This window comes from Paenibacillus alba (assembly GCF_013204855.1).
GTDB lineage: Bacteria > Bacillota > Bacilli > Paenibacillales > NBRC-103111 > Paenibacillus_E > Paenibacillus_E alba.
This window is the reverse complement of the sequence record NZ_JABMKZ010000003.1, coordinates 351,531-376,464: the sequence shown is the minus strand read 5'-3', so window position 1 is coordinate 376,464 and position 24,934 is coordinate 351,531. Positions and strand designations below refer to the sequence as shown.

26 protein-coding genes, 3 tRNA genes and 1 pseudogene are annotated in these 24,934 nt (G+C 43.0%); 9 read left to right on the top strand and 21 right to left on the bottom strand.

Translation table 11 applies throughout. The annotated features are described in order from the left end of the window. Positions 1-93: 93 nt before the first annotated feature. Positions 94-1,068 carry a hypothetical protein gene (locus tag HQN90_RS05245; protein WP_173216779.1) on the top strand — a complete coding sequence of 325 codons (975 nt, stop codon included), beginning with the start codon at positions 94-96 and terminating at the stop codon, positions 1,066-1,068. Next, positions 1,065-2,153 carry a Ger(x)C family spore germination protein gene (locus tag HQN90_RS05240; RefSeq protein ID WP_173216778.1) on the top strand — a complete coding sequence of 363 codons (1,089 nt, stop codon included), beginning with the start codon at positions 1,065-1,067 and terminating at the stop codon, positions 2,151-2,153. The genes HQN90_RS05245 and HQN90_RS05240 overlap by 4 nt, the downstream gene beginning before the upstream one ends. Before the next feature lies 1 nt (position 2,154). On the opposite strand, the gene HQN90_RS05235 is transcribed toward HQN90_RS05240, so the two are convergent. From HQN90_RS05235 to HQN90_RS05220, 4 genes are all read right to left on the bottom strand, one after another. Further along, positions 2,155-2,319 carry a hypothetical protein gene (locus HQN90_RS05235; protein WP_173216777.1) on the bottom strand — a complete coding sequence of 55 codons (165 nt, stop codon included), beginning with the start codon at positions 2,317-2,319 and terminating at the stop codon, positions 2,155-2,157. 212 nt (positions 2,320-2,531) lie between these two features. After that, positions 2,532-3,257: a hypothetical protein gene (locus tag HQN90_RS39855; RefSeq protein ID WP_173216776.1), complete on the bottom strand. Its 726-nt coding sequence runs from the start codon at positions 3,255-3,257 to the stop codon at positions 2,532-2,534. 22 nt (positions 3,258-3,279) lie between these two features. After that, on the bottom strand, positions 3,280-3,831 hold the full coding sequence (locus HQN90_RS05225) for a superoxide dismutase family protein (protein WP_173216775.1): 552 nt from the start codon (positions 3,829-3,831) through the stop codon (positions 3,280-3,282). A gap of 162 nt (positions 3,832-3,993) precedes the next feature. Next, complete coding sequence (locus HQN90_RS05220; RefSeq protein ID WP_173216774.1) at positions 3,994-4,320, bottom strand: hypothetical protein; 327 nt, start codon at positions 4,318-4,320, stop codon at positions 3,994-3,996. A 272-nt stretch (positions 4,321-4,592) separates the two neighbouring features. Here HQN90_RS05220 and HQN90_RS05215 point away from each other — a divergent pair, with 272 nt between their 5' ends. The 3 genes from HQN90_RS05215 (at position 4,593) to HQN90_RS05205 (ending at position 5,624) form a co-directional block, all read left to right on the top strand. Beyond that, positions 4,593-4,748, top strand: coding sequence for a hypothetical protein (locus HQN90_RS05215; RefSeq protein WP_158082356.1), 156 nt, complete (start codon positions 4,593-4,595; stop codon positions 4,746-4,748). A gap of 177 nt (positions 4,749-4,925) precedes the next feature. Next, on the top strand, positions 4,926-5,135 hold the full coding sequence (locus tag HQN90_RS05210) for an alpha/beta-type small acid-soluble spore protein (RefSeq protein WP_057302991.1): 210 nt from the start codon (positions 4,926-4,928) through the stop codon (positions 5,133-5,135). Between the two features lie 198 nt (positions 5,136-5,333). Continuing rightward, positions 5,334-5,624, top strand: coding sequence for a hypothetical protein (locus tag HQN90_RS05205; RefSeq protein ID WP_173216773.1), 291 nt, complete (start codon positions 5,334-5,336; stop codon positions 5,622-5,624). Positions 5,625-5,753: 129 nt separating this feature from the next. Here HQN90_RS05205 and HQN90_RS05200 read toward each other — a convergent pair whose 3' ends face one another. After that, positions 5,754-5,948, bottom strand: a complete 195-nt coding sequence (locus HQN90_RS05200; protein WP_079420361.1) for a hypothetical protein — start codon at positions 5,946-5,948, stop codon at positions 5,754-5,756. A 360-nt stretch (positions 5,949-6,308) separates the two neighbouring features. On the opposite strand from HQN90_RS05200, the gene HQN90_RS05195 reads away from it, so the two are divergent. Beyond that, positions 6,309-6,381, top strand: a tRNA-Val gene (locus HQN90_RS05195). Positions 6,382-6,680: 299 nt separating this feature from the next. Continuing rightward, a complete protein-coding gene (locus tag HQN90_RS05190) occupies positions 6,681-7,376 on the top strand; it encodes a hypothetical protein (protein ID WP_173216772.1) in 696 nt (231 codons plus the stop codon). A 199-nt stretch (positions 7,377-7,575) separates the two neighbouring features. Here the strand turns inward: HQN90_RS05190 and HQN90_RS05185 are convergent, their stop codons facing one another. The 3 genes from HQN90_RS05185 to HQN90_RS05175 form a co-directional block, all read right to left on the bottom strand. Continuing rightward, positions 7,576-7,803, bottom strand: a complete 228-nt coding sequence (locus HQN90_RS05185; RefSeq protein WP_173216771.1) for a hypothetical protein — start codon at positions 7,801-7,803, stop codon at positions 7,576-7,578. A gap of 2 nt (positions 7,804-7,805) precedes the next feature. Continuing rightward, the gene (locus tag HQN90_RS05180) at positions 7,806-7,946 is read right to left on the bottom strand and encodes a hypothetical protein (protein ID WP_173216770.1); all 141 of its coding nucleotides are present in this window, start codon (positions 7,944-7,946) and stop codon (positions 7,806-7,808) included. A gap of 358 nt (positions 7,947-8,304) precedes the next feature. After that, positions 8,305-8,604, bottom strand: a complete 300-nt coding sequence (locus tag HQN90_RS05175) for a hypothetical protein (protein WP_173216769.1) — start codon at positions 8,602-8,604, stop codon at positions 8,305-8,307. A 265-nt stretch (positions 8,605-8,869) separates the two neighbouring features. Here HQN90_RS05175 and HQN90_RS05170 point away from each other — a divergent pair, with 265 nt between their 5' ends. Further along, positions 8,870-9,097 carry a hypothetical protein gene (locus HQN90_RS05170; RefSeq protein WP_173216768.1) on the top strand — a complete coding sequence of 76 codons (228 nt, stop codon included), beginning with the start codon at positions 8,870-8,872 and terminating at the stop codon, positions 9,095-9,097. Between the two features lie 378 nt (positions 9,098-9,475). On the opposite strand, the pseudogene HQN90_RS39850 reads toward HQN90_RS05170, so the two are convergent. From HQN90_RS39850 to HQN90_RS05155, 3 genes and pseudogenes are all read right to left on the bottom strand, one after another. Further along, positions 9,476-10,797, bottom strand: a pseudogene (locus tag HQN90_RS39850) (IS91 family transposase). 120 nt (positions 10,798-10,917) lie between these two features. Continuing rightward, positions 10,918-11,427, bottom strand: coding sequence for a metallophosphoesterase (locus tag HQN90_RS05160; RefSeq protein ID WP_173216767.1), 510 nt, complete (start codon positions 11,425-11,427; stop codon positions 10,918-10,920). Between the two features lie 39 nt (positions 11,428-11,466). Next, positions 11,467-12,300 carry an alpha/beta hydrolase family protein gene (locus HQN90_RS05155; RefSeq protein ID WP_338042277.1) on the bottom strand — a complete coding sequence of 278 codons (834 nt, stop codon included), beginning with the start codon at positions 12,298-12,300 and terminating at the stop codon, positions 11,467-11,469. A gap of 85 nt (positions 12,301-12,385) precedes the next feature. On the opposite strand from HQN90_RS05155, the gene HQN90_RS05150 reads away from it, so the two are divergent. Continuing rightward, a complete protein-coding gene (locus HQN90_RS05150; RefSeq protein ID WP_173216766.1) occupies positions 12,386-13,582 on the top strand; it encodes a hypothetical protein in 1,197 nt (398 codons plus the stop codon). Positions 13,583-13,630: 48 nt separating this feature from the next. Here the strand turns inward: HQN90_RS05150 and HQN90_RS05145 are convergent, their stop codons facing one another. From HQN90_RS05145 to HQN90_RS05100, 10 genes are all read right to left on the bottom strand, one after another. After that, a complete protein-coding gene (locus HQN90_RS05145; RefSeq protein WP_173216765.1) occupies positions 13,631-14,380 on the bottom strand; it encodes a stalk domain-containing protein in 750 nt (249 codons plus the stop codon). Positions 14,381-14,457: 77 nt separating this feature from the next. Further along, positions 14,458-15,204 carry a DUF1906 domain-containing protein gene (locus HQN90_RS05140; protein ID WP_173216764.1) on the bottom strand — a complete coding sequence of 249 codons (747 nt, stop codon included), beginning with the start codon at positions 15,202-15,204 and terminating at the stop codon, positions 14,458-14,460. A 146-nt stretch (positions 15,205-15,350) separates the two neighbouring features. Then, positions 15,351-15,629: a DUF2277 domain-containing protein gene (locus tag HQN90_RS05135; protein WP_173217063.1), complete on the bottom strand. Its 279-nt coding sequence runs from the start codon at positions 15,627-15,629 to the stop codon at positions 15,351-15,353. A 78-nt stretch (positions 15,630-15,707) separates the two neighbouring features. Further along, a tRNA-Ile gene (locus HQN90_RS05130) sits at positions 15,708-15,781 on the bottom strand. A 14-nt stretch (positions 15,782-15,795) separates the two neighbouring features. After that, positions 15,796-15,872, bottom strand: a tRNA-Met gene (locus HQN90_RS05125). A 92-nt stretch (positions 15,873-15,964) separates the two neighbouring features. After that, the gene (locus tag HQN90_RS05120) at positions 15,965-16,129 is read right to left on the bottom strand and encodes a hypothetical protein (RefSeq protein ID WP_167356966.1); all 165 of its coding nucleotides are present in this window, start codon (positions 16,127-16,129) and stop codon (positions 15,965-15,967) included. A 163-nt stretch (positions 16,130-16,292) separates the two neighbouring features. Further along, positions 16,293-18,044, bottom strand: coding sequence for a hypothetical protein (locus tag HQN90_RS05115; RefSeq protein WP_173216763.1), 1,752 nt, complete (start codon positions 18,042-18,044; stop codon positions 16,293-16,295). Positions 18,045-18,068: 24 nt separating this feature from the next. Next, positions 18,069-19,325, bottom strand: a complete 1,257-nt coding sequence (locus HQN90_RS05110; RefSeq protein WP_246362081.1) for an efflux RND transporter periplasmic adaptor subunit — start codon at positions 19,323-19,325, stop codon at positions 18,069-18,071. Between the two features lie 29 nt (positions 19,326-19,354). Then, complete coding sequence (locus HQN90_RS05105; RefSeq protein ID WP_173216761.1) at positions 19,355-22,465, bottom strand: efflux RND transporter permease subunit; 3,111 nt, start codon at positions 22,463-22,465, stop codon at positions 19,355-19,357. Positions 22,466-22,741: 276 nt separating this feature from the next. Further along, positions 22,742-24,892 (bottom strand): hypothetical protein, encoded by a 2,151-nt coding sequence (locus tag HQN90_RS05100; RefSeq protein WP_173216760.1) that lies wholly within the window; start codon positions 24,890-24,892, stop codon positions 22,742-22,744. Positions 24,893-24,934 lie beyond the last annotated feature (42 nt).

Here is a 24,934-nt window from a genome sequence, read left to right as displayed (position 1 = left end):
TATTTTTACTATTTGGTTTTTCTGAATATGCTGGCGAATATTATACTCTTCGCTCCCCGGATTCTGATTTCACATAGATTTGAAGGAAGCACTATGGCTATGCTTCTTTCGATACCGATTGGCTCCACACTCTTAATTGTGTTCGTGAATTCGATTAGGAAATTTCCAGGACTAGGATTGCCTGAGATTCTAAAAAATCACACGCCAAACTGGATTCGAATTCCCTTTATGATTTATTTCCTGAGCATCTGGTTTGTTGCCGGGATGATTACCGTTATCTCCTTTAGCGAAATTACCAAAAAATATATCAATCCGGATATCTCATCAATGGTTATCGCGTTCGCCTTCATATGCATTATCGGGCTAATCGCTCGCCTGCGCTCTGATACCATTCTGTATAGCATGGAAATACTGATTATCATGAATGTCCCTTTCGTTCTTTGGGTGCTTTACAAAGCAGTAACGAACAATTCAATGAATTACGATGCCTGTATGGAGATAGTATCCCATATCTGGAATGTGCCAACTTGGGACACTTTTGCTGCGGGAACCTATATTTTCACTGGCTACACAAACTTAGTTATTTTCAATCGCTTAATGGGAACCGCCAAGAAAATGCCATTCCTCTGGACAATTCCGATAGTCGGCTCGTGCGTGCTTGCAACCAGCTTTCTTATACCTGTGGGATTCCATGGGACTATGAATGTTAATGCTTATATTTATCCCTGGATATCAACGTCCGATTCCATGCGAGTGGAATTTGGCTTAGTCGAGAGGGTCTTATTTATCTTTATGTACCTGTATACCAACATCAGCTTGGCAGGTTCTTTTATCCATTGGCATGTATGTTTGGAATTCGTTAAAGAACTAATGCCGCGTATAAAAGACAAATCCTATTTTTCTTGGATTGTTATTGGCGTGATGGGGCTAACAACTTATTTGTTCAGCTACCTATTTAATGATCAAACCTTATACCAAACAGGCGTGTATTTCTTGAATATCCGATTTGCATCTGAAATAGCCTTAGTTGTTACGATGTTTATGCTGGCCAGGAGGAAAAAGCAATGAAGAAATTAGTTATCATTCTGATTCTCATTTGCCTTTGCAGTGCGTGTGGATTTAAAGATATTGACAGACGTTTCTTCGTAGTTGCGATCGGAATCGATAAATCCGAAAAAAAAGACACCAAATATCGATTAACCCTCAAACTCGCTGTCCCAGGGAATAACATCGATATGGGTACCGCTAAATTCGAGTTAGTTACACAAGACGGAAATTCCATTACCGATTGTGTGCGACTTCTCAAGTCCAAAGTAGACAAGGAATTGGATTTTGGACATTCCAAAATTGCCATCTTCGGGCAGTCTCTTTTAAAGGAAAATATAAGCGAAACGACGGATTGGTTAAATCGCCGCAGAGATATCCAACTTGTATCCTGGTTAGCTGCCGGAAGCCCTTCCGCAGAAGCCGTATTAGGGACAGAGGTCGCCCATGAACGACTCCCAGGCAACGCCCTTCTCCTTAGTTTTGGCAAAACAGGGGTGGAATCTGGCTACATCATTTCTGAATACTTATTCGACTTTTATCGCAAAAAAAAAGAATTGGGCCTAGACCCTATCATTCCGATTATCCAAGCTTCTAATAAACACTACACAATTAATACATCTCTCGTCTTCGATAAAGAGCGGTCTAAATTAGCATTGAACATGGATGAGACCAGGTTGTTTAATATTATGAAAGGAAACCTCAATAAAGTGGAGATTGCGACGCCTTATCATGATTCCAAGTTTTTCATATCTGTGGATAATCTTCGTTCCAAATACCGCGTATATGCTCCTTCTAATCAGCGACCTTATGCAAATATAGATGTTCGAATGCGTGGTGTCATCGAAGAAACTTTTACTCATCTAGATGCTAATGAATTAGCGGATTACGAGAAAGCCGTCGAAAAAACACACTCAGAGGCTATGTCAAAACTATTAGAGAAACTCCAAAAAGAGAATCTGGATCCCATGGGGTTTGGATTGAATTATCGAGCGCATCATTTTGGCAAGGTTGAGGAGGAATGGCATACGTGGCAAGCCCTCTATCCAGAGCTAGAATTTCATGTGAATATCCAAATGAAGCTTGAAGGCATCGGAGTTATCAAATAAGCTATGTTCTTGGGATCAGCTCATCGGCAGCCACAGAGTTGCTAGGACTTTCCAAAGCGGAGCTCTCCAGTTCCTTATTCTCCACTTGCGTGGAAATCCATTTATGTAATCGAGCTGGCTCAATGCCTAATTGACGCAGCACTTCAATAATATCGATTTCTCTCATGATTCCTGCACCTCGTCCATGTTTAATCACGTTCTGATTATCTACTCTTACTTTATCGGTCAATCTATCATCTGTAAATATGGACATATTGTCGAATCGGCTAAAAAATAAGTTAATTAAATATAAAGAATAGTTAATTTAAGTAAAATAATTTCGACAAAAAAAGACAAAATAGCTGCTGTCGGCGGCTCTTTTGTCTTTTTTTGATTGCTCTATTGTAACTGTCCATTTGAGGATGCTTTGGAGGAGACGAACTCACTTGCCCAATCCACCATGCCATTCATTAAAGTCAAAATAAGATTAACGGCATCCTTCTCTGTCAACGTTCCGTTCGATTGACTGCTGACATATTGCGATGTTTTTTGTTCCAATTTCTCAACTAAATCTTTGATTTTCAATAACTCATTGGCCAGATCCGTCACTTGCTGTGAATTTGATCCGTTGCTGCCTTGACTGTTTTGGTTGCTTTGACTGCCTTGACCGCTTTGGCTGCTTTGGCTGCTTTGGCTGCTTTGACTGCCTTGACCGCTTTGGCTGCTTTGGCTGCTTTGACCACCTTGACTGCTTTGACTGCTTTGACCGCCTTGACTGCCTTGACTGCTTTGACCGCCTTGACTGCTTTGACTGCCTTGACCGCTTTGGCTGCCTTGACTGCTTTGGCCTCCTTGACTGTTTTGACTGCCTTGCCCACCTTGACTGCCTTGGTTTTGATCTTGAAATTGATTTGAGTTCTGATCTTGACCTTGACCTTGATCCTGCTGCCTTTGGCCTTGCTGCTGTTGATCATCGCCTGACGATTGCTGCTGCTCTTGGGTGCCTTGTGAGCTTTGAGCGCCATTGATCAACATCTTCTTCACTTGTTCGAGCTCTATGAGCACCATATCGTTTTGCTTTGTTAACTCGTCCATTTGCAGCTTGAGATCTTGTGTTTTGATCATGATGTCAATATCGCTCCTTCCCTTATTTCACAGCACCACAAGCAATCCGTTTACCAGAATTGCCGGATGGATCTGTCTTCAGATCATCAGCCTGTTCGTGGATGACGATACTGGTGCCTCCGGGCTTGAATAAGGAGTTAGGTTTGTCCGGTTGAAGCACAACCGTTTTGGTTATAGCAGAAATGGTTCCAACTCCCTTCTCATCAACAATCAGATTAGGAAGATCTCCTGCATGAAAACCTTTAGGATTCAGAAAACCATGCTCTTTCTTCATCGGATTGAAGTGAGCTCCTGCTGAATCAAACGTTGGTGCTTCACAAATGGCTTTCTCGTGAATATGAAAACCATGAGCACCAGGAGTTAAACCGCTAACCTGAAGGTTAACAAGCACTCCCTCCGGAACAGCACTTAACTTCGCCGTTCCCACTGACTGGCCATTCGTTCCAATCATCGTAACTTCCACATCTTTGGGTGGTGCAGCCGCTTCTTTCGTCGAAGCACTTCTAACACTTTGGCATCCTGTAAGCACCATTAATCCTAAACTAACCGTCATCAACATCTTCATTGATTTCATTTGATAAAATCCTCCCGAAACTTGGCATTTGACATATTCTACCCTTAGGATGCACAACTGCCTTGGACTGTAACCGTATATCAGAAACAAATTTTTCATTTGCTTCCTTCCATATTAAAAAGCCTGCAATCCAATGATTGCAGACTTCCAGATTCATTCCACCTATAAAATTGTCATTAGCTTGGCAATCGTTTGTAAATTCTCTAGCTTTCGCTTGTAGAAATGGAACTCAACCTTCGTATGCTCAAGAGCATCTTCCATCCGCAGTACCTGTTGCTGCAGCTCTTTCGTGTGTGGCCACATTTCAGCTTGGCGTTGAAGCTCATTCTTTCCTGTGACCAATCCATCCCCAATCACTTCACATTCCTTGGCCAAAAGCTGATGCTTTGCCCAGGATAACTCAGACAGCGCATCCACATAAATCGCTTCTGCCTGCCTAAGCAACTCGGGTACAAGCTGCAGCTCCAAAATCACATCCGACCGGTTCATTCGGAATCCTCCAATCAGCTTAGCAAATGTAAACCTTTTGCTGCTTCGCCTCATATATATTCATCCGAAAAATAAAACATGCTTCCTAGAAAAAGCCGGCGAAAATATACGGTTTTACCGCATGGAATGACAACAAATGCTACTCTTATTTTTCATAGTATGACAAACAGATTAAGATTTAATTAAATCTATCAAGACAGCTTTCTAGCTACTTGTATAGCCCAATAGACGTGTTAGAATGTTACTATACGTATCAGAGGAGGTGACAATACATGAGCCAAGAGGAAGAAGTAGTATCCCAGAACGAAGAAGAAATCGCCGAAGAGTCCGCCGAAGAAGTGGTGAGCGAAGAAGCGACTGAAGAAGTGGCAGAAGCGCTTGAAGAAGTTGCTGCTGCAGAAGAAAGCGAAGAATCCGAAGAGGAATAATCCTTTTATTTTCAAATATAAATTTCCCCCCACCCTTAACAGGATGGGGGTTTATTGCGTTTGCAGGGTCGCGTTTCAGTCATCAGAAAAAGAAATTAAATTTTTTTGGGAAAACACGAATAAATAATCTGAACATTCAAATAATACTGGTGTACCAAAAAAAAGGAGATGATTTGAATGGCTAGAAACAACACTTTAGTCGTGCAACAAGCAAAGGCAGCATTGGATCAACTGAAGTACGAAGTCGCTCAGGAAATTGGTGTCCCTCTCTCCCCTAATGGCTACAACGGCAATTTGGCAACACGTGATGCTGGCGCAATTGGCGGCAACATTACGAAACGGTTAGTGCAAATAGCTGAGCAACAACTTTCCAGCTTTAAACGCTAATCCTTTGATGTAGGAGCAAGCTCAAAAAGACTGATTCACTCGATCCTCCTTAGAGTGTTTATCAGTCTTTTTCTTTTTTACCTTCAAAATTATCCTATCTTCCTTCAAATTCCTCACCAGTTTGCATGAGCGTATTCTTTTCAGCTGGAAGCTTTAGTATGATGTCTTTGACCGCTATCTGCTAAAGGAGTGTTAACCATGACTGAACAATATGAAATATTCCGTGATCCGTACCGAATGCTCATCCTATTGGCTACATTAGTAAGCGAACAAAAAGGTGAACAAGCTCTCCAATTTGACAACGTACCGTATTACGAGAACGAAACCTTCCTCATCCAAAACGAAAAATTTGTTTACAAAAAAGTTCCCACCGAAATCACCTGGTTCCAATTCCTTGGACGAAACATTGCCTGCAACCAAGACTATTCCCGCGAGGAATACAATAAAATGTTCGTCGATTGCCTTGCTTCGCTATACCAAATCAAGTAATTAACAAGTCAATGAAGTGAGTTGGGAAACAATGAGTGTGATGATAAATAAAAAAAGAGTGTAATGGCAAACAAAAAAGAGCTAGTCTCGATGGGTTTGACCCTCCGGATTAGCTCTTTCGTTTAAGCCTTATTTCTTTTTTACTTCTTCTACAAATACGTCACTTGCGTCACGATTGCTTCCCAGTTCAAGAATCGTATATTTCTTATCGCCTATCATAATAACATCTTCCACTTCCGGCAGCGGATCGCCTAAATAGACCGTTCCCAAATAAACATTACTGCTTTTCAAACGTAAATTCCAACGATGCTGTTGTTTCGTCATTTCCTTGTTCCTCCCAAGCCCTAATGACAACAAGTTACCATAAATCTCGCCAAGATGAAAGCCCTACTATTAAACAAGTACCAATCTATGGTACATTAAAGGCATGAACGTCAAGAAAGGTTGTCATCGACATGACCGCACAAGGCCTATCCGAAGAAGAAATTAACATCCTGCATGGAAAAAATGATGAAACCCTCTATACTCAGCATCTGAACTCTCCATATCTGCCTAGATCTAAAAAGAAACGCAAGACGAATCACCTTATACAGAAAATATTCCCATTTTTGTATCGCTAAATCAAAGCTCAACTGTTGACAATCAGCTAAATCCTTGGTATATTACTAATTGTCTTCAAAAAACGACTTGTTAGCTCAGCTGGGAGAGCACTATCTTGACAGGGTAGGGGTCAGTGGTTCGAGCCCACTACAGGTCATACCAAATTAAACGACGAAACCCTTGGTACATGAGGGTTTTTTTGTTGCCTATTTTCTCTTGTAATAGTCTTATTAATTTTTTTTGGGGCATTATCGGGGGCATAAATATTGGTGAAATACTCTTGCTATAAGTAAACATCTGTATCAATCACCTGACACTATTTTACATATTGTATTCGCTTTTATCTTCAGTTGTAATTCTTTTAATTTTTTTGTCTTAATTTGTATAGATTTGTAAAAACCTTTGAGTTATTATAGTTAAATATACCTATAAATAATTTAAAGAGGGTGCAGCAATTTGAAAAAAACTATAATTGCCTTAATATCTCTAGCCTTGATTTCAGGATGTAGTACATTAGACCAAAAGTATTCTTCAGGAATAAAAGAAAAAGTTAACTCAAACACTTCTATTTCTGAAGGTGATAAAAAATTATTTGAATCTGCTGTTGTCAATGCTGAAAAGACAAATGCGACTCTCGAAGGTCAGAAAGTATCTGAGATTATTCTAAATGAGCGAATACGCTTAGATGAAATCAAGAAAAAAGAAGAAGACGAGAAGCGAAAAAGAGAAGAAGAGGAAAAGAAACTGCGAGAAGAAAATGAGAGGAAAGAGAAGGAAAAAGCCGCTAAGTTTAATGGAATATCAGTCTCCTTAGTCGGGAAAAAATTATATCCCAAAGATACTGATAAATGGAGATTTAGCGATGTCTTAGACTTTAGTTTTTCTATAACAAATAACAATGATTTTGACATTAAGGGTATCAAAGGTACAACAATTTACAATGATATTTTTGATGCAAACATCTTAAAAATTAACTTGTCATATGACCAACCAATTAAAGCACACGAAACAGTTGACTATGGAGGATCACTGGAGCTAAATCAATTCATGGATGAGCACAACCAGCTTAAAAATACAGAACTAGACAAAATTAAATTTCAATTCGATCCAAAAATTATTATACTAGGCGATGGTACTAAAATAGAGAAGTAATAAGAAATAGATGTTCCTCAAACAATGTGGAGCATCTATTTCTTTATGGTAAATCTAGCTTATAGTCACCAGCTAATAAGTGATACATTTCATTAGATAAAAATGAAGAAAACGCTAAAATATAACGTTTCCCCTTATATATCTCTTTTAATAATAAAATACACCAAAACAACAAGTTTGCGAAGTTAAATGGTGTTTATTATTTTATAATAATACTTGCATATTCAAATATTTTCGACATTATTTCTCGTTGATCATTATTTTTAACATAAAAACAGTGCCTTTTCCAATCTAGAATTCGAATTGCTCCGTCAATATCTCCATGTATTGCAGATTCGTATGCTTTTTCAACTTCTTCCATTACAGGAATTCGTTGATGTTTTCGATGGAAACCAATAATTTTTGAAAGGATAGATTGATCGTACATCGTTAATCTGCTATTACTGAAGAATCAGCAAATAAGAAGTATGCTTCATTATCCGTCCCACAAACTACTACTCTTCCTTCATAATCATAATCCATATCATTAACCTCTAAATAACTAAGTACTGCTACTTCATGGTATTTCATCTCTTTACCTCCATTTATTTTCTATAGTTATTATAGCGTATAGAAAAGGGAAGCAAAGTCTGCAATTTTTGGAAGTAATAAATATTTAACAGTAAACTTCAAATGAAAATGAAAATGAAAATGAACTTTTTCACTTAAGATAAAAGCCCCATGTGCCAATTAAGGCAATGGGGACTCGTCAATTAAGGAGAAGTTACCTTGTACTCGTTTACTTCAAACGTCTCAATTTTGCTATTTGCTATATAATCTTTGCGGCTTAAGAAATTAGCTAATATGTAAGTTTTCGTAAATGCATAGGTCTCTGATCCTGTTCCAGCTACTTGGTTGTTGTTCCAAGAAATGAATGAATTAACATCAGTCATTGGTAGATCGTATTTTTTTCTAGTCCGTTAACAAGTGTGATTACCAATAGTTCATCGAGTTTGGTATAGAGTTTAATATTTGTTATTTTGATCTTAAGTTCTTTTACCTTATCCTCTGAATAACCACTCTTGGAGATATCATCAATAAAATCAATCGCTTGGCTATTGGCTAAAGATACAACTGCTCCTAATTTCCTCGCTATATTTGGATTTAAAGATAAGTTCCATTTACTCTTTTTCAGAAGACTGCTGTTTATTTTATACACATATCTAAGGTTCTTAGCTTGTTTAAACAAATTAACCTCCACCTTTCATAATTTTAAAACATTCGTTTTGTTCAATTTAAATCAGTATTTCATTCAATTTAATAGTTTTTATTACTTAATATTACAAATTCAGCAATAAGACATATTTGTATATTAGCGCCCTTTAGTTGTTTTGTAAATCAAAACATTTGTTTATATTTACAAAACAATTAAATAGGATTACAATACAGAAATCGACACGCATAGGAACATGCGTTCCGTTCAGCAATATATAAACCAAGGAGGCAATCAATTTATGAGCAATAATGATATAGATAATATCTCAGCATTCGCTACACTTCATCGTTACATGCAGCTTAGTCAATCTTCTAAGCCTACAGTTGAACAAGCTGAAGCAGCCATTGTATGCCTTTGTCAAGTGTACGGAGTTAATAACGAGTTTGAATTACTAAGCCGCGGTGATAAGGAATTAATTGAACATTATAATGAAATAAAAAAGAGAATCATGTATTTTGCTCTATAGATAGGATAATAAGAAAAACCGTCAGGAAGTACATCCTGACGGTCCTTTTTCGTGTAAACCCCTACTTTTGTCCATGGGGAGGGATGGATGTGGGGTTCCAACCGCTGTTGAAATCGTGTTTTTTGAATGTATTATGCGGTATAAACAACGATTTCAAAGGCGGCCCGTAAACTTTTCACCCTCACACCCATCCCTCTTCTATTCTACTTTGAGCTGCCTTCCACTTCTTTGTTTTCTAACCGGTCTGAGATCCGGTATTCGTATCCATATATCCCTTTGTAATACTCTGGATACATAGCTCCTTCACAGCTTTCACATGTAAATTGAGGCGGCACTGCCGGATCCCCTCGATCCATTCGATCAAAATCTTGCACCACATTAAGCGGTATGCTTTCCACTTCCGAACAGGTCAAACATATATACTTCACTGTCTGTTTCGACAGGACGTAATTGCTTAGGGACAACTGGGGTTTCTTCTTTTTGCTTTTTGTTTTCTTGCTTCCCGGTGAGATCTCCAATCATCCTTTCTAAACAGCCTCGCGCTCTCTCGCAGACTGCATATTTAATCGTTAGTTTGCCTTCTTCTAGACAGACTTCCCCCTTGTATTCATAGTAACATTCGCACTTTGGACACACCAGGGGGTCTTTACCCGTTATTCTTTGTATTCGTTCTCTCCAATTTCTGCGCTTCAGACGTCTTTGAGCGCGCACGATCCACTTCCTTGCTTCTTTCTGCCAACTTGTCACCAGCATTTTACTTACCTTTTTCAGCCTGCGCGAATAGACCCCATAATACCGGATTGTTTTAAAGTTTTCATCCGGAATATGGCGTATGACCCTTGCAATAAATTCTTCGACCGTTACTTTTTCCGTCTTCTCTTCCCCACTTTTTTTATCGTGGTAGCTGAACACGACGTATTCTCCGTCATAGGACTGGATTCGCTTTAACGCAATAGCTGGTCGATTTATGTAGCGTCCTATGTAGCCTAGCTGGTTCTTTACGTTCCCTTTTTGTTTCGGCGCATGCACATAAAAACCTTCTCCATTGGCCGAGTAGGCTTGCTGCAGTCTGGACTGTACTTGTTTCTTCTCTTCTTCGTTCAAGCTTCTTCGAATGAGCTTTAACACCACGGTTTGCCACTAAGCATTTCAAACGGCACGTAATCATACGTTTTCCATTCTCCGTTTGATTTCATTCCACCCATCGTCACCAGCATATGGACATGTGGATTAAAGTTCAGACGTGAGCCAAAGGTATGTACTCCCGCAATGATGCCAGGTGTAATCTTATGTTTCTTTTCAAAATGTTCTTTTATGATTCGTACGGCCTCGTCCATGAATTCTTTCAGCATTTTCCGATGCTGCAAAAAGACGCGCCATAACCCTTCATCAATGGTAAATACCACATGTCGATGATTGACTTGCAAGACATCTTCCATCAACACGCGGCTCCATTCTTCCGTTTCGCCACAGGAGCATGTTGTGCAAAAACGACCTTTACAGCGGTAGGGCACTCTCCTTATGTCATGGCATCCTTCACAGACTAAAATTTTGAATCCATTTCTAGGATCACCACAGCCACGGAACTTTTGTACCTCTTTGATGACGTTTGGCCTCATATGTTCTTTATGCTTTTCTACAAAGGCATCCCAGTGCTGATGCTCATCTAAAAATATTCGCTTCATTACGTTGGAGTCCATACCTCTACTTTACCAAAAATTTAAATAAGGGGTAAGCTTCGCTCACCCCAAAACATATAAATTCTTATATGTCGACCAAAAAACCGCAACCAAATCAGTTGCGGTTCCTTCACTTCAACACTATTGCTCCTCACTCACCACAACCGAATCACGAATCTGCTCAAAAGAAACTGGCGTATAATCCAATTGTTCCACACTCACATTATAATAATGAAGGCCTGCATATTTCTGGCCGTGAATATGGCCATGGACATTGACGTAAGGCATCTGATTGTTCATATACATCGGCTCATGGGACAGGAAGAAAAAGTTTTTATAAATGAGAGGATACTCACTTACTTCATCAAAGCCGGCATCGAGCCACCAGGTTCGCGAACGTCCCCGGTCGTGGTTGCCCAAAATAAGAATCTTGTAGCCGTTTAGTTGAGAAACGATAGCCTCAGTCTTCTCTTTGTTAAGAAAGGAAAAGTCGCCAAGATGAAAGACGGTATCTTCTTTCATCACGACCGCATTCCATTTGGCAATCATGGCTGCGTTCATTTCATCTGCATCAGCGAAGGGACGATCTTCGAAATCAATAATGGATTTATGACCAAAGTGATGGTCGGATATAAAATAGGTTTGGGACATGTAAGGTCCGCCTCCTCTTCAAGTATAGGCTACAACGTGTTACTCCAACATGTCATGAATTGTCTGGAGCGATGCTTCAATGGCTCCTCTCAGCGGCTGTGATTCTCCTTTAAACGGGTGAACAGAGCCAAAGGTATGATTGCCCTCAGGGATACGAATCCACGTAATAGCGGGATTTTGCTCGATTAATCGCTTTGATCCTTGGATACCTCGCTCTCCATCTTCTGTTCCTTGAATCAACGTGATTGGACAAGCAGCTTCGCGAATACGACCTACAATGTCAAATCGTTCAGCATTGCGTTCCATATCTTCAAGTATTTCAAGATCTAGCGGCATGTTTTGCTTCGTGCGTCCATTCAATGTATAGGTTCGACCCTTTGCCCGTATTTCCGCCTTATTCTCCTCTGTCAATAAATCAACATTCGCAGTACCATTCCAACTCAGGACGCCGGAGATTTGCTCAGGATGGTCCAGTGCATAAATCAGACAAACTGCCGCACCTCGGCTGTGACCCAAAAGAAAAACGGGCTTCTCTACGGTAGTATCGTCTTGATGCTGGCTATATTGGATGACTGCCGCTAAGTCCTCCAGATCTTTGGAATAGGTATCTTTGGCAAACTTCTCAAGCTCTGTAAACTCAAGTAAATCTTCCCCGACGCCGTTGTGGGAGAAATTAATGGAAATCACATCCACCTCGTTAGCCAAGCCTTGAGCGACATGCGGGAACATTCCCCAATCTTTGAAGCCTTTGTAGCCATGGCAAATGATGAGCCGCCCTCGAGAAGGCTGTATATTCGCTTCAAAGTAATCGCCTCGCACAATGCGATCTTGTTCCAATTTAAGTTCAAATGGTTTGCCAGCGTTCAGCTTCACACAGATCCCTTCCTTTCCAAATTATGCTTTAAGCATTGTTATTACTGCTAGTTTACCATATCTCTGACAGACAGCCTAAATGAGAATGCTGATAATAATTTCATCTCTTTATGTAAAAACTGACTATGCTGAACTAACAAAATCTACCTCAGGAGGAAGCTCATTTATGGGTTACAACCGAGCAACCAGCTTGCTCCCCAAGCTGATCTGCACGCTGTTGTTGTTTTTGCTGTTAATAGGCTTTTTGCTGCCTATGGATCAGGCCACAGCGAATGCCAGTGCATTCCGTCTAGTCGTCCAAGCGACTGCCGGTTCTGCTTATCGAACGGAAGCTGCTTTTACCGATAAGAAGTTAGGCAAAGTGCTGAAAGAAGGGCAGTCTCGCTCTGGCTCCTCTTATGAAGAAGCGCTCCTTCCTGATACGACACTTTTCTTTGAAGACAATGGCCGAACTTACATCTTTGGGGTCACCACCAATGGAGAAGTCGTTGATCCTGTTTCCAAATCAATCATTACGCTTCCTCACAATGTCCAGACTTCGCTTAGCGCGCACGTGCAAGCGGTAAGAGCCAAACACTATGGTGAGATGCTTCCTTGGGAGGAAGCGAGCCTAGTCCTCCCCAAATATAGCAAGTTCACGATTGTAGACGTGCAGAGCGGTCTCAGCTTTGAAGGGCAACGCCGAGCGGGCTCCAGTCATGCGGATGTGCAGCCGCTGACCAAAGAAGACTCCGCGACGCTCAAAGCCATCTACGGCGGCGCCTGGAGCTGGGACCGCCGAGCAGTCCTCGTGAAGCTGAACGGCCGCACGCTGGCCGGCTCCATGCATGGCATGCCGCATGGCGGAGACGGTATTCCCGGAAATGACTTCAACGGTCATTTCTGCATTCACTTCCTCGGGAGTGTGACACACGGCTCCCGCTCCATAGACCCGGCGCACCAAGTCATGGTGCACCGGGCTGCCGGCTTGCTGATCCCCTACATCAGCAAGCTCTCGCCCTGGGCGCTGATCGACGTGTGGATCAGCGCGGCGAACCAAGGTGACCTGCAGCTTCTGCAGGCCACCACAGGAACAGAACAAGCGGTGCACGTGCGCAGCATGCGCCGCTTGTCCAAGTTCCCGGAGCAGGACGTGTCCCAGCTCCTGCAGCTGGAGACCGCGGTCAGCGTCACGGCTACGCCGGAAGGCGCCTCCGCGGTCGTGAACAGGCGCGTGCTCTTTCGTCTCGAAAGAGCCTCGCTTGATGCGCGCTGGTACATTCGCAGCGCGGTCATGCAATGAGAAACGGCCTGCCCCTCTTCGTTTAACGAGGGGCAGGCCGTTTATTTTTCACTTCACCGTGATCTTGCCTTTCATGAAGTTCTTATGAGGCTCACAGAAATACGTATACTCTCCCGGCGTAGTCAATGTGATGCTTTCCGACTCCCCGGTTGCTAACAGATTGGTTTGGAAGCTGCCATTATCAGCGACTGCATTATGCTTCACTTTGTCCTTATTCGTAAAAACAACCGTCGAGCCTGCTTCTACTGTAATATCGCCATCTTTGAAGGCAAATCCTTCGATGTTCACGTAATACGTGTTTACTGCTTCTTGTCCAGAAACCAGATTAACCGTTCGTGAAGCCTCATCATAGACCACTTTAATCCCGAAAACCTCTGCGAGAAAACGCGAATGCACGAAAGTTGAGCTGTTAATGAGCTGCGCTGGTCCAATCATCGTATGAGGGGAGCCATCGACCTCGGCATCGGATGAACCGATCGTCAGTTTGACGGTTTTATTATCTTTTTTAACGGTGACCCTTTGAGCAGCCGCGTCATAACCCACTTCGGATCCAATTCCTTCGGCAAAAGCGCGATAAGGCACGAATAAGGAATTATCAATCAGGTAAGCCTCGTCTAGCTGAAGCGGTTTCCCATTCAAAGTGAGTTTCATATCGGACTTCACTTGTTGCGCAGTTCCTGCCTTCATGCTCATATCCGCTGCCATACTCCTATCATGTTCTTGGGCGGAAACTGGCCATATACCGGCTGCGAACAACCCAACACTAAGAACAACGGCAAATACAGTTTTTTTCATCATCAAAAATCCTCCTTTGAATTTTCCTTCACTCCTAAGAGTAAACGGATCAAAAGAGGATTCGGTTTACTTTGTTGTCATTATTGTTCGGGTTGACCTGAAGCTTTCCGCAATTCATTCGCTAAGCGGTGAAACTCCTCACGAGCATCTGGCGAGGAGGTTGCCCCATAACCCGCAGAAAGAAAAGGAATAATAGCATTCGCGTCGCTGGCAGTCAAAGGATATGACACGGGTGGTTCAGGTGATGTTATCGTGTTCCACCAGCCTTCATTCCCATAAGATTCATCATGATCGATGCCGATGCCATGTTCAGTGACATCATTTAAATATTGATAAATCTGAATAAATGCGGACTTCTTCCCGCCGCTCCATGCATAGGTTTGCCAATAATGCGAGCAAACTCCTGCCTGGCGAACTGCCTCCATGACGGAGTAAGATCCGTAAACTCCAGTTGTATATGCCGGTGTCGCTTCGCTCGCAGCCTGAATATAAGCAATAATCGTCGGCATTTGCGTACTTGCAGCATCGAAATCAACAGCAAAATAAATGCAGCTGCCCACAGGTTGGCCCACTTGTTTCGCTACTTGCAGCGCAGTTGCACCGTCGGCTAAGCCAGCGCTCCGCCCCCCCAGAGCCCGATTAGCTGTTGTCTCGAAGACAGATACGATCTGCAAACCCGCTTTACTAATCACATCGGCTTCACTTTTGGTTAGCGCTTTGAATCCACTTGGAACCAGATATCTGGCCACAAACAAGTAGCCGTCATTGACGAAAGCAGCGGCAGTTGGTACCGTTAAAGGCGTTGAACAATCAAAACCTTTGGTCACTTTCAATCACCTATTTTCTACTAGTTTCCTACATCATATGCTTAAAAGTCTTGGGACGCTACTCTCGTAATAGACATATAGAGTGATCCAACATAAAAAGGCTCTCTCCCAGAAGGAAAGAACCTTTATAAGGAAGGAGAAGTGATTTAGGCCTCTCCCGTTCCGAATCTCTTGGCATTTCTTGCCCGAGCCCGCTCCATTTCAACTTCACGATTGCGCGGCTCTGCATTCGTCACCAACGATTCCATCAGCTTGCGAGCGACCAGACTTACTTCATTCACCGCGAGTTCGAAAGCTTCCTCGTTCGCCTTCGAAGGCTCCGTGAAGCCAGATATTTTGCGAACAAATTGCAAAGACGCAGCGCGAATCTCCTCATCCGTAACGACGGGATCAAAGTTAAATAAAGGCTTAATGTTTCGGCACATCATTTGTTCCTTTCTGGGGGAGGGCTTTATTTATGTCCATAAACGACAAAAACCCTTATACCAAGGGTTTGCGTGCTATGGGCCCAGAGGGACTCGAACCCCCGACCAATCGGTTATGAGCCGACCGCTCTAACCAACTGAGCTATAGGCCCGAAATGAAATAAATTGGTTGCGGGGGCAGGATTTGAACCTGCGGCCTTCGGGTTATGAGCCCGACGAGCTACCGGGCTGCTCCACCCCGCGTCATTAGCTGTCGCTCAACAGCGACAAAAATAAATATACACCAATCGCGAGGTCTAAGTCAAGCGTTAATTTTTAGGATAGATTCAAGCCGCTTATGTGTTGTATCGAACACCGAAGCGGCCTTTTTTTGACTTGTAGACTTCTACTTCCTGCGGGCATTCATAGCCATAAATCCACCAATCTTCTTCCATTCTTTTCGCTAAACAGCCCGCTTGAAACTTGGAATCATATAATTTTGCCCAATATATCCAGTTCATCGCCATCACTCCGTTTTATTCAAATCGATAATCCTATCTTATCCAAAAACGGATTAACTTATGAGTTGCATGAGCTCTCAGCGCTCTTCATGTGCATAGAACAAAAAACCGCTTGGATGTTCTCTGAGCATCAGAGTCCAAGCGGCTTTCACTTCATTTTCTACTATTGTTTGAACGTAGTCAGTAATCGTTTGACGACTTCTCCGTATTCATTCGTGAACGTCTCAAATATCTTCACTTGAATCGGGAAATCAAGTTGATTAGATCTCGCATTCAGATCAATGGTATTCGTTCCATTATACAATCGGCCTTCGCCAGATAAAGCTTGAACGGTTTTCCCGACCGGATTGCCCACTTTGTCGAACAATTCAAAGGAAAGGCTGCTGTTGAATTTATCCACGGTTACTTTTTTATCCGGTTTAATATCCAGATCCAGCTTCAGCTTATAATCATAGATCATCGCAGCTTGTAAAATTGCTGAAATGCTCCAATCTTTGATCGTGATTTGATATGGATATACCTGAAGTTCTTTCCCTGTAAAATCATTTTTCTGCACAGGTACTTTAGCGGTAGCAAGAAGTGACTTATAGGTTGTTTCTCCACTCGATTGTTGGCTGTAAAGATTCATCTTCAAGCCGTCCCCTGTCTCGGAAGCAGGAAGTGCGTATGAGTAGCTTACTACATACGAAGCATTCGGAACGACACTAAGTGCGGTCTGCGCCTGTCTTTTGCCGCCGTAGGCATATCCGTCTTTGCTCACCAGCTCCGTTTGAATGGCCGGAATCGGAATTGGACGATCGCTGTTGTTCGTCAGTTTAAACTTAGCGACAGCCGTATTGAAACCATCATCTTCATTGCTGGTAACATGAAGCTCAACTAACGATACATCAACATTCGATGGAACAAATTTATTCGTCGAATCCAGCTTAACTGGAGTACCCAACGCATAATCAGGAGCCGGAATGACGCCTTGCGTCGCAGCTCCGCTTGGCAGCAGAATGTTGATACGACCCACATGATAGGAATTATCCACGAACTTGCCTTCGCCAGCCGCTACGGAAAACACTTCTGGCGTCACAACATTCAAGCTGGTGAATTCGGTGTCCAAATCCGTTGGAATCACAATATGGATATACTTCTTCTCACCTGGCTCCAAGGTAACGGAAGCTTCTGCACGGCTTCCGGAATACACACGATCTTCCGTCTTGCCATCGATGCCGAAGTTAGGTACGGTCTGGCGTTCTTTGGTCGGGTTCACAACTTGAATTTGAACGACTGTCGAAACACCTTTTGCTGTTATTTCTTTATGAATGTCAATCGGGATGAATCCTAACGGCGAACGCAAGGAAGGTAGTGCAAAAGCTTCGCCCCATTTGAGAATAGCTGCAGGCTTTGTGATCGAGCTGTCGCTGCCGTTCCATACATTGCTGCCATCGACTTTAACGGCTAGCAGCGTTGTTTCTTTCTTAGGATACACTTCCAAATCAACATCTACGAAGCTGAGATCCGTAAGAGCCACATCATCGCCACCGTCTACAACGGTCAAATAGCTTAGCTCCTGTTGACTTTTGGGTTGAATCGATTTGACATTTTTGGCGCTTGGCTGAAGGGTGTAGTCCGTACCATCCGCCATATGAACACGCAATTCAAAATCAGGTACGCGGGTTATTTTCCCACTTGTGTTTCGCACCCGGATGACAGCTCCGAGCTTCGTTGAGTCGGATTCATGCTCGTTGAGTATGCTTTTGATTTCCACTTCAACTTTATCCGTTAACGTATAGCTTGTGACAGCATTCGTAGCCGCAAAAGCGGTTAGGTTAGATCCTTCAGCTGCCCATGCAGGAAAAGATGCTGTAGTTAAAAGTGCAGTGGATAGAATAATGGTAGCTAGCGATCTCTTCATCGTCTTCTTCACTTATTTCTCCTCCTAAGGGATAAGTTAGTTGCTTATCTTGACTTTATCTTGATCTTTCAATTGATGCTGCCCGGAAATAACGAGCACATCGCCTTCTTTTACGCCGGAAATCACTTCCTGATTCGTTTCATTCAAACGACCGAGTTCAACTTTACGTTTTTGTACGGTTTCACCATTTGCGATGTAGACGAAATTATCCCCGCCCTCACGGACGATGCTTAAACTTGGCACAACCGGCACGACTTGCTCATCATCCTTGGTCAGTTCTACTTGCGCCTTGGAGCCTGGTCTCAGCTTGCCATCGGGATTCGCAACTTCCAGCTCAAGATCGTACGTCTTGGTTTGCCCGTTAATGACATCGGATAAGTAAATGACTTTTGCACTAGCTTTCTGAGTCACGTCCGGAATGTAGAACGTCAATTCACTTTTCCCTCTAATTAGATTAGCCGAAGCTTCGGTTAATTGCGACTTAATTTTGACAGGGTTCGTTTGTTGAACTTCTCCAACACGAACTCCGATATTCAATGATTGGCCAACGGTCACGTTAAGATCTGTTAAGACACCTGAAGCCGGGGCCTTAACATCCAGATTGCTCAGCGATCTTTCAATGCTGCGTGCAGAGACTTGTGCGGATTCCAGACTTGTCTCCGCTTGCGCAAGCGAGTTGGTCTCTTGCAAGGTTTTCAATGATCTTCTTGCACTATCGAGATCCTTCTTCGTATTCGTTAATGTCGTTTGAGCCTGATCTAGCTGAGCTTTGGTTGCAGTTCCCAAGTCATAATCGTTATGAATCGTATTATAGGCTTTCTGTAGATCGTTGACGGCTGTTTCCATCTTGGAAACGCGATCCTTCGCATCCTCGATCCCATTTGAAGTGTTTTGCTTGGCAGCTGTTAGTCCAGCTTGAGCCCCTTTAATACTCACTGTATTTAAATCTTTCTGAATCAACGTATCCGTTGGATCCAAGCGGAAAAGGACATCGCCTTTTTCAACTTTATCCCCGCGCTTCTTCACAATCTCAATGACTTCGCCGCCAGACTTCGTCACTACATCCAATTGAACAGAGGATTCAACATCTCCCACTTGTTCAATCGGATCACCAATCTTTTGCTTCACGATCTTGGCCGTCTTGACGACCTTAACCCCTTGCTCAGCAGCTGCCGTGGTCGCGGCAGGGCTTGCCGCTGGCGATGCGGAACATCCTACGGCGATCGCCGCGCTAAGCGCGACGATACCGAATAATTTGGCACTCTGTTTAATCGTAAACAACTGACGTTTCATATTCATTTTCTCCTTTTCCCCTATTCAGCTTATTGAAGAACAGATGCTGCTTGCTCCGATTGTACAGTTGCCGACTTCCCTTTTCTTTTGAACCAACGGCCTTCTCTTTTCTTAAATAACATTTCATAAATGATGGGTACAATGACGAGTGTAAGCAGCGTAGAAGTCGTCAGACCGCCAATAACAACAACCGCCAAGCCTTTGGAAATAATCGTTCCTTTGGATAAACCTAGTCCAAGCGGCAGCAAAGCAATAATGGTTGCGCCTGCCGTCATAATAATCGGTCTTAAGCGCGTAATCCCCGCTTCAACTAAGGCATCGCGGATGGAATAATTCTGATTTCTAAGCTGTTGAACACGATCGACAAGAACAATGGCATTCGTTACTACGATACCGATCAACATCAAGAATCCGATCAGTGAGGTTACGTTAATGGATTCCCCGGTCAATAGAAGTCCAAGGAGCCCCCCAATGGCTGCCAGCGGCAGTGAGAATAGAATCGCTAACGGTGCTCGGGCGTTTCCAAAAGCAATAACCATGACGGTATATACAATGAAGATGGACGCGATGATGGCCATGAACATTTCCATGAAGCTTTTGTTAATATCGTCGGACACGCCTTTGACTTCACGGCTTACGCCGGATGGCAATTCAATTTTGGCAAGCTCATCTGAAATTTTCTTGCTTGCGCCGCCTTTGTCTGTGCTAACAATTTTAGCACTTACGCTGATGATTTGCTCTTGATCTTCTCGACTAATGCTGCTAGGCGCATCAATCTGTCTGACTTTAGCAAGTTCATTCAACTGCACCGTTTGGCCTGTCGGCGTTTTAATCAGGAAAAGACCTAATTTATCGACCGAATTTTTGTACATCGGATTTAACAGCACTTTAGTCTCATAAGTGACATTGTTGAATTTCAAATCACCAAGCTTCTCCTCTGCAATCCAAGCATTCACCGACTGGAGAATTTGTGAACTTGAAAGACCATACAAGCGTGCTTTGTTTTGATCTACGGTGATTTCAACTTCTGTTTTGGAATCACTTAGGCTGTCTTTAATATCATTCAGTTCTGGGAATTCCTTCATTTTATCCTTGATCAGCTGAGCCGCCTGCTTGAGATAAAGCTGGTCATCTCCTTTAAGCGCATAAGAGAAATCGGCACCCGTCGAGGTTGGCGGACCGCCTGTGAACAGTTGAATATTAACTTCAGAGCCTGCTGGAAGGAGCTTCAGCATATCTTCTTTGTACTTCTTAACCCCTGCATCTGCATCGGTCTCTGGTGTTAATTCAAAAAACATCATCGTTCTGTAGGCAAAACGGTCGCTGCTTTGGTTGTAACCAACGAGAGATTCAATGTACTTGAACGCAGGTTTGCCTGCTTTGTCTGTATGCTGCTTCAAATCTTTTTCGAGCTCTTTAGATTTCTCATTCATCATTTCGATGGATGTTTCCCGCGGCATTTTAATCGTGATAGCACCTTGCTTAACAGATTCACTGTTCGGCATAAAAGCAACTGCCAAGTTAGGAACAGTTATGAAGATTGAAAGAACAAGAACAACTAAAGAAATCAACAAGGTTTTGATACGGTTGTTCAATGACCAGATAAGTGCTTTTTTGTACTTTTTAGCCATCGGTGTCACATGATTATCATCGTGTGAACCTAGTTTTTTGCTGCGCAGCACTAATAACTTCGCCAGCATTGGAATTACCGTTAACGCAACAATCAAAGATGACATTAAAGCGACCACAAGTGTGATGGCGAATGGACGGAATACTTCACCGACAACTCCGCTCACGAAGCCGATAGGACCAAATACACCTACAGTTGTAATCGTCGAGGACGTAATCGCGCTAGAGACTTGTTTCGTAGCTAGCTTGATGACAGATTCATTTCGCTCTTGAGCAGCCTGCAGCTGACTATAAATATTCTCAATAACGACGATACTGTCATCGACGACCCGACCAACGGCGATCGCCATTCCGCCAAGCGTCATAATGTTCAATGAGATACCGAGCGGTCCCATTACCAATAAGGTGACCAGAATCGAAAGAGGAATCGAAACGAGAACGATAACCGTCATACGAATATTACGCAGGAACAGCAGAATCATAAGCGAGGCAAGCACAGCGCCTAATCCGCCTTCTTGCACCATGCCATGGATGGAATCCTTAATGTCGTTAGCTGAATTATAGATCTTATGGAATTTAACCCCTGGGAGTGTTGTTCCCCAGTCCGTCATCAGCTTATCGGCACTATCTGCGAACTCAACGGCATTTGCTGCCTTCGTTTTGTATAAAAGTACCCCAATTGCTGCTTGATCATCTAATCGGGCGATAAACTTCGACTCGCTGATAGCTTCTACTTTAGCAATTTGCTTCAATAGCAGCGTGTCGCCTGTTTTGGTTGAAATTTTCAAATTATCTAAGTTGTAAATCGTATCCAGCTCGCCTTTGACACGAACCATCTGTGAGTTCCCATTGAAGTCCACTGTGCCCGCAGGGCTGGAAACGAGTGAAGCTTTAATCAAGCTCGATACTTCTGCTGGAGTCAGCCCATAGTTGTTAATCGCGGGCGCATCCAATTTAATCGTAAGTACTGCGTCTTGATTACCGACCGAATCCACATGGTCGATTCCTTTTAAGCCGTTAAAGCCGGGAAGAATCGTATCCTTGTAGGCTTTATCCAGCTCGGTTTGGTTCGTGGACGCATCGCCGTAAACCGCTAAGTAATAGACCGGCTCGGACGCGAAGCCAGCTGTTAATACCTTCGGCTTCTCGGAGCCTTGAGGCAGCTTCACATTGGAGATCAAGCTCTCCACATCTTTCTTGACATCTTCAGGCTTTTTATCTTGTTCCAGCTCCAAAATAATCTGTGAGTAATTGTCTTGTGAGCCTGAGCTTAGGGTTTTCAATCCATCTAACCCCGCGACAGCCTTTTCTAATGGCTTCGTTACTTCGTCCAGCACATCCTTCGGAGGTGCGACATATGTCGTACTAATAATGACGACAGGAAACGTAATATCCGGCATACTTTCTACCTTCAGTGTGGTTGTAGAAAACGTTCCTCCTACGACCAATAGCAGCATAACAATAAAGATCGCTGCTATATTTTTCATGGAAAACTCAGTTAACTTGGACATTCTCACTTCTCCCCTATCACCAGCTTTATTACGTTACTACCGTGATGCACACTCATTCATCATACTTGGAAATTCTTAACAAAACATAAAGTTGCATTGAAATTTTATGTTTATTCGCGATCTGGATTTATTATATCGCTTCATTGCCAGAAAAACAGGTGAGGGAAGTCATATCTCAGTCATAAAATGGTCATATCGTTCACTTATTGGTTATGACTTGATGTGACTGAATACAAAAAAAAGCGAAGGCTCTGTGCCTTCGCTTCAATTTCAGTGCTAGTCCGTCGTGATAAACCAATCTGCAGTCTGTGTGGCCAGCAGTTTTCTTTGGCCTTGGAACTCGTCATACACACTAAGCTTGTACTTCTCAAGGTATTTAGTATTGAAAATAAGTCCTGGGTCTGAAATGGAGATTAAGAATTTTTCTCGTTTGCCAAGGCGGATCTTCGTATCCTCGTCAGCGGTGGAGTCACCATTGTAAACATCAAAATCTTTAAAATCGAATTTTTTCTCAAAACGCTTAATGCCGCCGCCATCTTCAAAAACAAGCAATAAATTATGGCCTTCGGTATTAATTTCCGTTAATTTTTCCTTGGTCAGCTCGTAATTAAACTTCAGCTTAAACAGATTATCCTCAACAGCCGTGCTAATCTTATCAATTGAAATGGTATAAGGGAACAAATCAACATTTTTGAGAGTTTTCGCTACCTCTTTCTTCTCGTCCGGAAGCCAGTAGGAAACAGGATTAACATAAGAATCGGCTACGGCCTTTTCTCCCTCTGACAATTTGCCTTCCGTAACTGCCTCTCCCAAAAGCAAGTTCATATTAGCGGTGGAAAACCCTTTCGGTACGGTAGCCCACACATTCAGTAAAGCTTTCCCCGTTGGACTGATCTTGTTTTTCACTTCTGCAACGGAAGCTGGGAATATCGTCCCATCTGGAGAACGGAAGTTAGCAACCAGCTTAGAAACCGTTGAGAATCGTTTCTCTAAATTAGTGACCTCGACCATAGCTGAAAACATGATATTCGTCTTGTCTTCATAAGTAGAGACATTGCGAACCGCATATTTAGCTTTGCGCCCCACATCGTTCGTGGTATAGGATTCTCCAGAGTTAACAAAAGGAATAGCCTGTATCTCGGACTGTGCGGAGAACTCCAACACATCCGTAGTCGTTGTGCTGCCCTTATCCGTTCCTGAAGCCGGTGTGTCCGTTTCATTCTCCTGCAGGACAAGCTTCACTTTAGAAAATTCATACGTATAAGGGACTTTTCCGGCAATCTGCAGATTCACATTCCCTTTTGCCCCTAGTCCGATTACTTTTTCCGTCTGAATGAGCTTCGCATCAATTTTCACAGCATCATCCAGCATGAAGTAGCCCGATAATTTGGGGATAGGCAAGGACTCATCACCTTTGTTGAAAAGTGTTAAATCCGCCGTTAAAATGTCTTGATCATCCCAAGGCAAACGATGAAGTCCATTCAATTGCGTCGTATACACGCCTGATTTGTTTGTGAAGGTATATTCTTTGCCGATTGAGCCGCCATCCTGTTTGGAAACAGCCGGCAATTGAAAATTGGCAACCGCAACATTCAACTTCAGATCTGCAATTGTCTCAGCCACGGATAGCTGCCAAGCATCCGCAGCAACCGCGACCGGTATCGAACCGGATAATTGAATTTCTTTCTGTTCCTTTGGATTAATCTTTAGATCCTTAATTCCTTTGGCTTCCACAGGATACAGCAGGCCCTCGGATGTGCGGATGGAAAAGAGGTAGGAAGGAATCGTGACTGCGTTATTCCCCACATTTTCTAACGTTAAGTAGACTGTTGGAACATGATATTTTTCATTTTTGTTGCTGACGAACTTCTTAATCGAAGCATTGACTTGAACGCCCCCAATGGAAATGGACGCAGCGCTGTCGGTTGGCGTGACATCCGTGAAATCAGCAGGAACGGCAACTTCGCCAAGCACACGTTCAAAATTGGTCTGACTGAAATCCCATTTGATGAATTGAACAACGAGATCTTGCAAATTCGTGGTTGCATTCACATTCGCATAAAAGGTTAAATCCGTCGTTGACCCTGGGGCCACACGGTTCTTATCTTTATCCGCAGGTACTAAACGCGCCGAGAATTGATTGCCGGATTTGCTTTTCAAGCGGGCCCAGTAATCAATAAACTGCAGCTCGCTGCTGCCTTCGTTGTGTATGCTGATGGTGAATGTCGCCAATTTCCCGCTTTGGTCAGGAAGAACGTGAATTTGCTTTAATTCAAAATAGCTGCTGCCTGTGATCGGCACCTTGCCTATAGCAACTGAGATTGCTGCTGGACTGCTGTCCGCCCATACGGGCGTAACAGCTCCTAGGACTAAGGTTGCCGACAAAGCAATAGTGGCCAAGCGAATATGATGAAACTTAATTTTCATGGGGATGAATGACCTCCTTATAAGTCTATCTGGCTGTTAGCT

What these genes read in the sequence shown, in the direction of transcription:
- HQN90_RS05245 (WP_173216779.1), top strand. Translation starts at nt 94, where the DNA reads ATGGCTATGCTTCTTTCGATACCGATTGGCTCCACACTCTTAATTGTG.
- HQN90_RS05240 (WP_173216778.1), top strand. Translation starts at nt 1,065, where the DNA reads ATGAAGAAATTAGTTATCATTCTGATTCTCATTTGCCTTTGCAGTGCG.
- HQN90_RS05235 (WP_173216777.1), bottom strand. Translation starts at nt 2,319, where the DNA reads ATGAGAGAAATCGATATTATTGAAGTGCTGCGTCAATTAGGCATTGAG.
- HQN90_RS39855 (WP_173216776.1), bottom strand. Translation starts at nt 3,257, where the DNA reads ATGATCAAAACACAAGATCTCAAGCTGCAAATGGACGAGTTAACAAAG.
- HQN90_RS05225 (WP_173216775.1), bottom strand. Translation starts at nt 3,831, where the DNA reads ATGAAATCAATGAAGATGTTGATGACGGTTAGTTTAGGATTAATGGTG.
- HQN90_RS05220 (WP_173216774.1), bottom strand. Translation starts at nt 4,320, where the DNA reads ATGAACCGGTCGGATGTGATTTTGGAGCTGCAGCTTGTACCCGAGTTG.
- HQN90_RS05215 (WP_158082356.1), top strand. Translation starts at nt 4,593, where the DNA reads ATGAGCCAAGAGGAAGAAGTAGTATCCCAGAACGAAGAAGAAATCGCC.
- HQN90_RS05210 (WP_057302991.1), top strand. Translation starts at nt 4,926, where the DNA reads ATGGCTAGAAACAACACTTTAGTCGTGCAACAAGCAAAGGCAGCATTG.
- HQN90_RS05205 (WP_173216773.1), top strand. Translation starts at nt 5,334, where the DNA reads ATGACTGAACAATATGAAATATTCCGTGATCCGTACCGAATGCTCATC.
- HQN90_RS05200 (WP_079420361.1), bottom strand. Translation starts at nt 5,948, where the DNA reads ATGACGAAACAACAGCATCGTTGGAATTTACGTTTGAAAAGCAGTAAT.
- HQN90_RS05185 (WP_173216771.1), bottom strand. Translation starts at nt 7,803, where the DNA reads ATGTACGATCAATCTATCCTTTCAAAAATTATTGGTTTCCATCGAAAA.
- HQN90_RS05180 (WP_173216770.1), bottom strand. Translation starts at nt 7,946, where the DNA reads ATGAAATACCATGAAGTAGCAGTACTTAGTTATTTAGAGGTTAATGAT.
- HQN90_RS05170 (WP_173216768.1), top strand. Translation starts at nt 8,870, where the DNA reads ATGAGCAATAATGATATAGATAATATCTCAGCATTCGCTACACTTCAT.
- HQN90_RS05160 (WP_173216767.1), bottom strand. Translation starts at nt 11,427, where the DNA reads ATGTCCCAAACCTATTTTATATCCGACCATCACTTTGGTCATAAATCC.
- HQN90_RS05150 (WP_173216766.1), top strand. Translation starts at nt 12,386, where the DNA reads ATGCTGATAATAATTTCATCTCTTTATGTAAAAACTGACTATGCTGAA.
- HQN90_RS05145 (WP_173216765.1), bottom strand. Translation starts at nt 14,380, where the DNA reads ATGATGAAAAAAACTGTATTTGCCGTTGTTCTTAGTGTTGGGTTGTTC.
- HQN90_RS05135 (WP_173217063.1), bottom strand. Translation starts at nt 15,629, where the DNA reads ATGTGCCGAAACATTAAGCCTTTATTTAACTTTGATCCCGTCGTTACG.
- HQN90_RS05120 (WP_167356966.1), bottom strand. Translation starts at nt 16,129, where the DNA reads ATGAACTGGATATATTGGGCAAAATTATATGATTCCAAGTTTCAAGCG.
- HQN90_RS05110 (WP_246362081.1), bottom strand. Translation starts at nt 19,325, where the DNA reads ATGAAACGTCAGTTGTTTACGATTAAACAGAGTGCCAAATTATTCGGT.
- HQN90_RS05105 (WP_173216761.1), bottom strand. Translation starts at nt 22,465, where the DNA reads ATGTCCAAGTTAACTGAGTTTTCCATGAAAAATATAGCAGCGATCTTT.
- HQN90_RS05100 (WP_173216760.1), bottom strand. Translation starts at nt 24,892, where the DNA reads ATGAAAATTAAGTTTCATCATATTCGCTTGGCCACTATTGCTTTGTCG.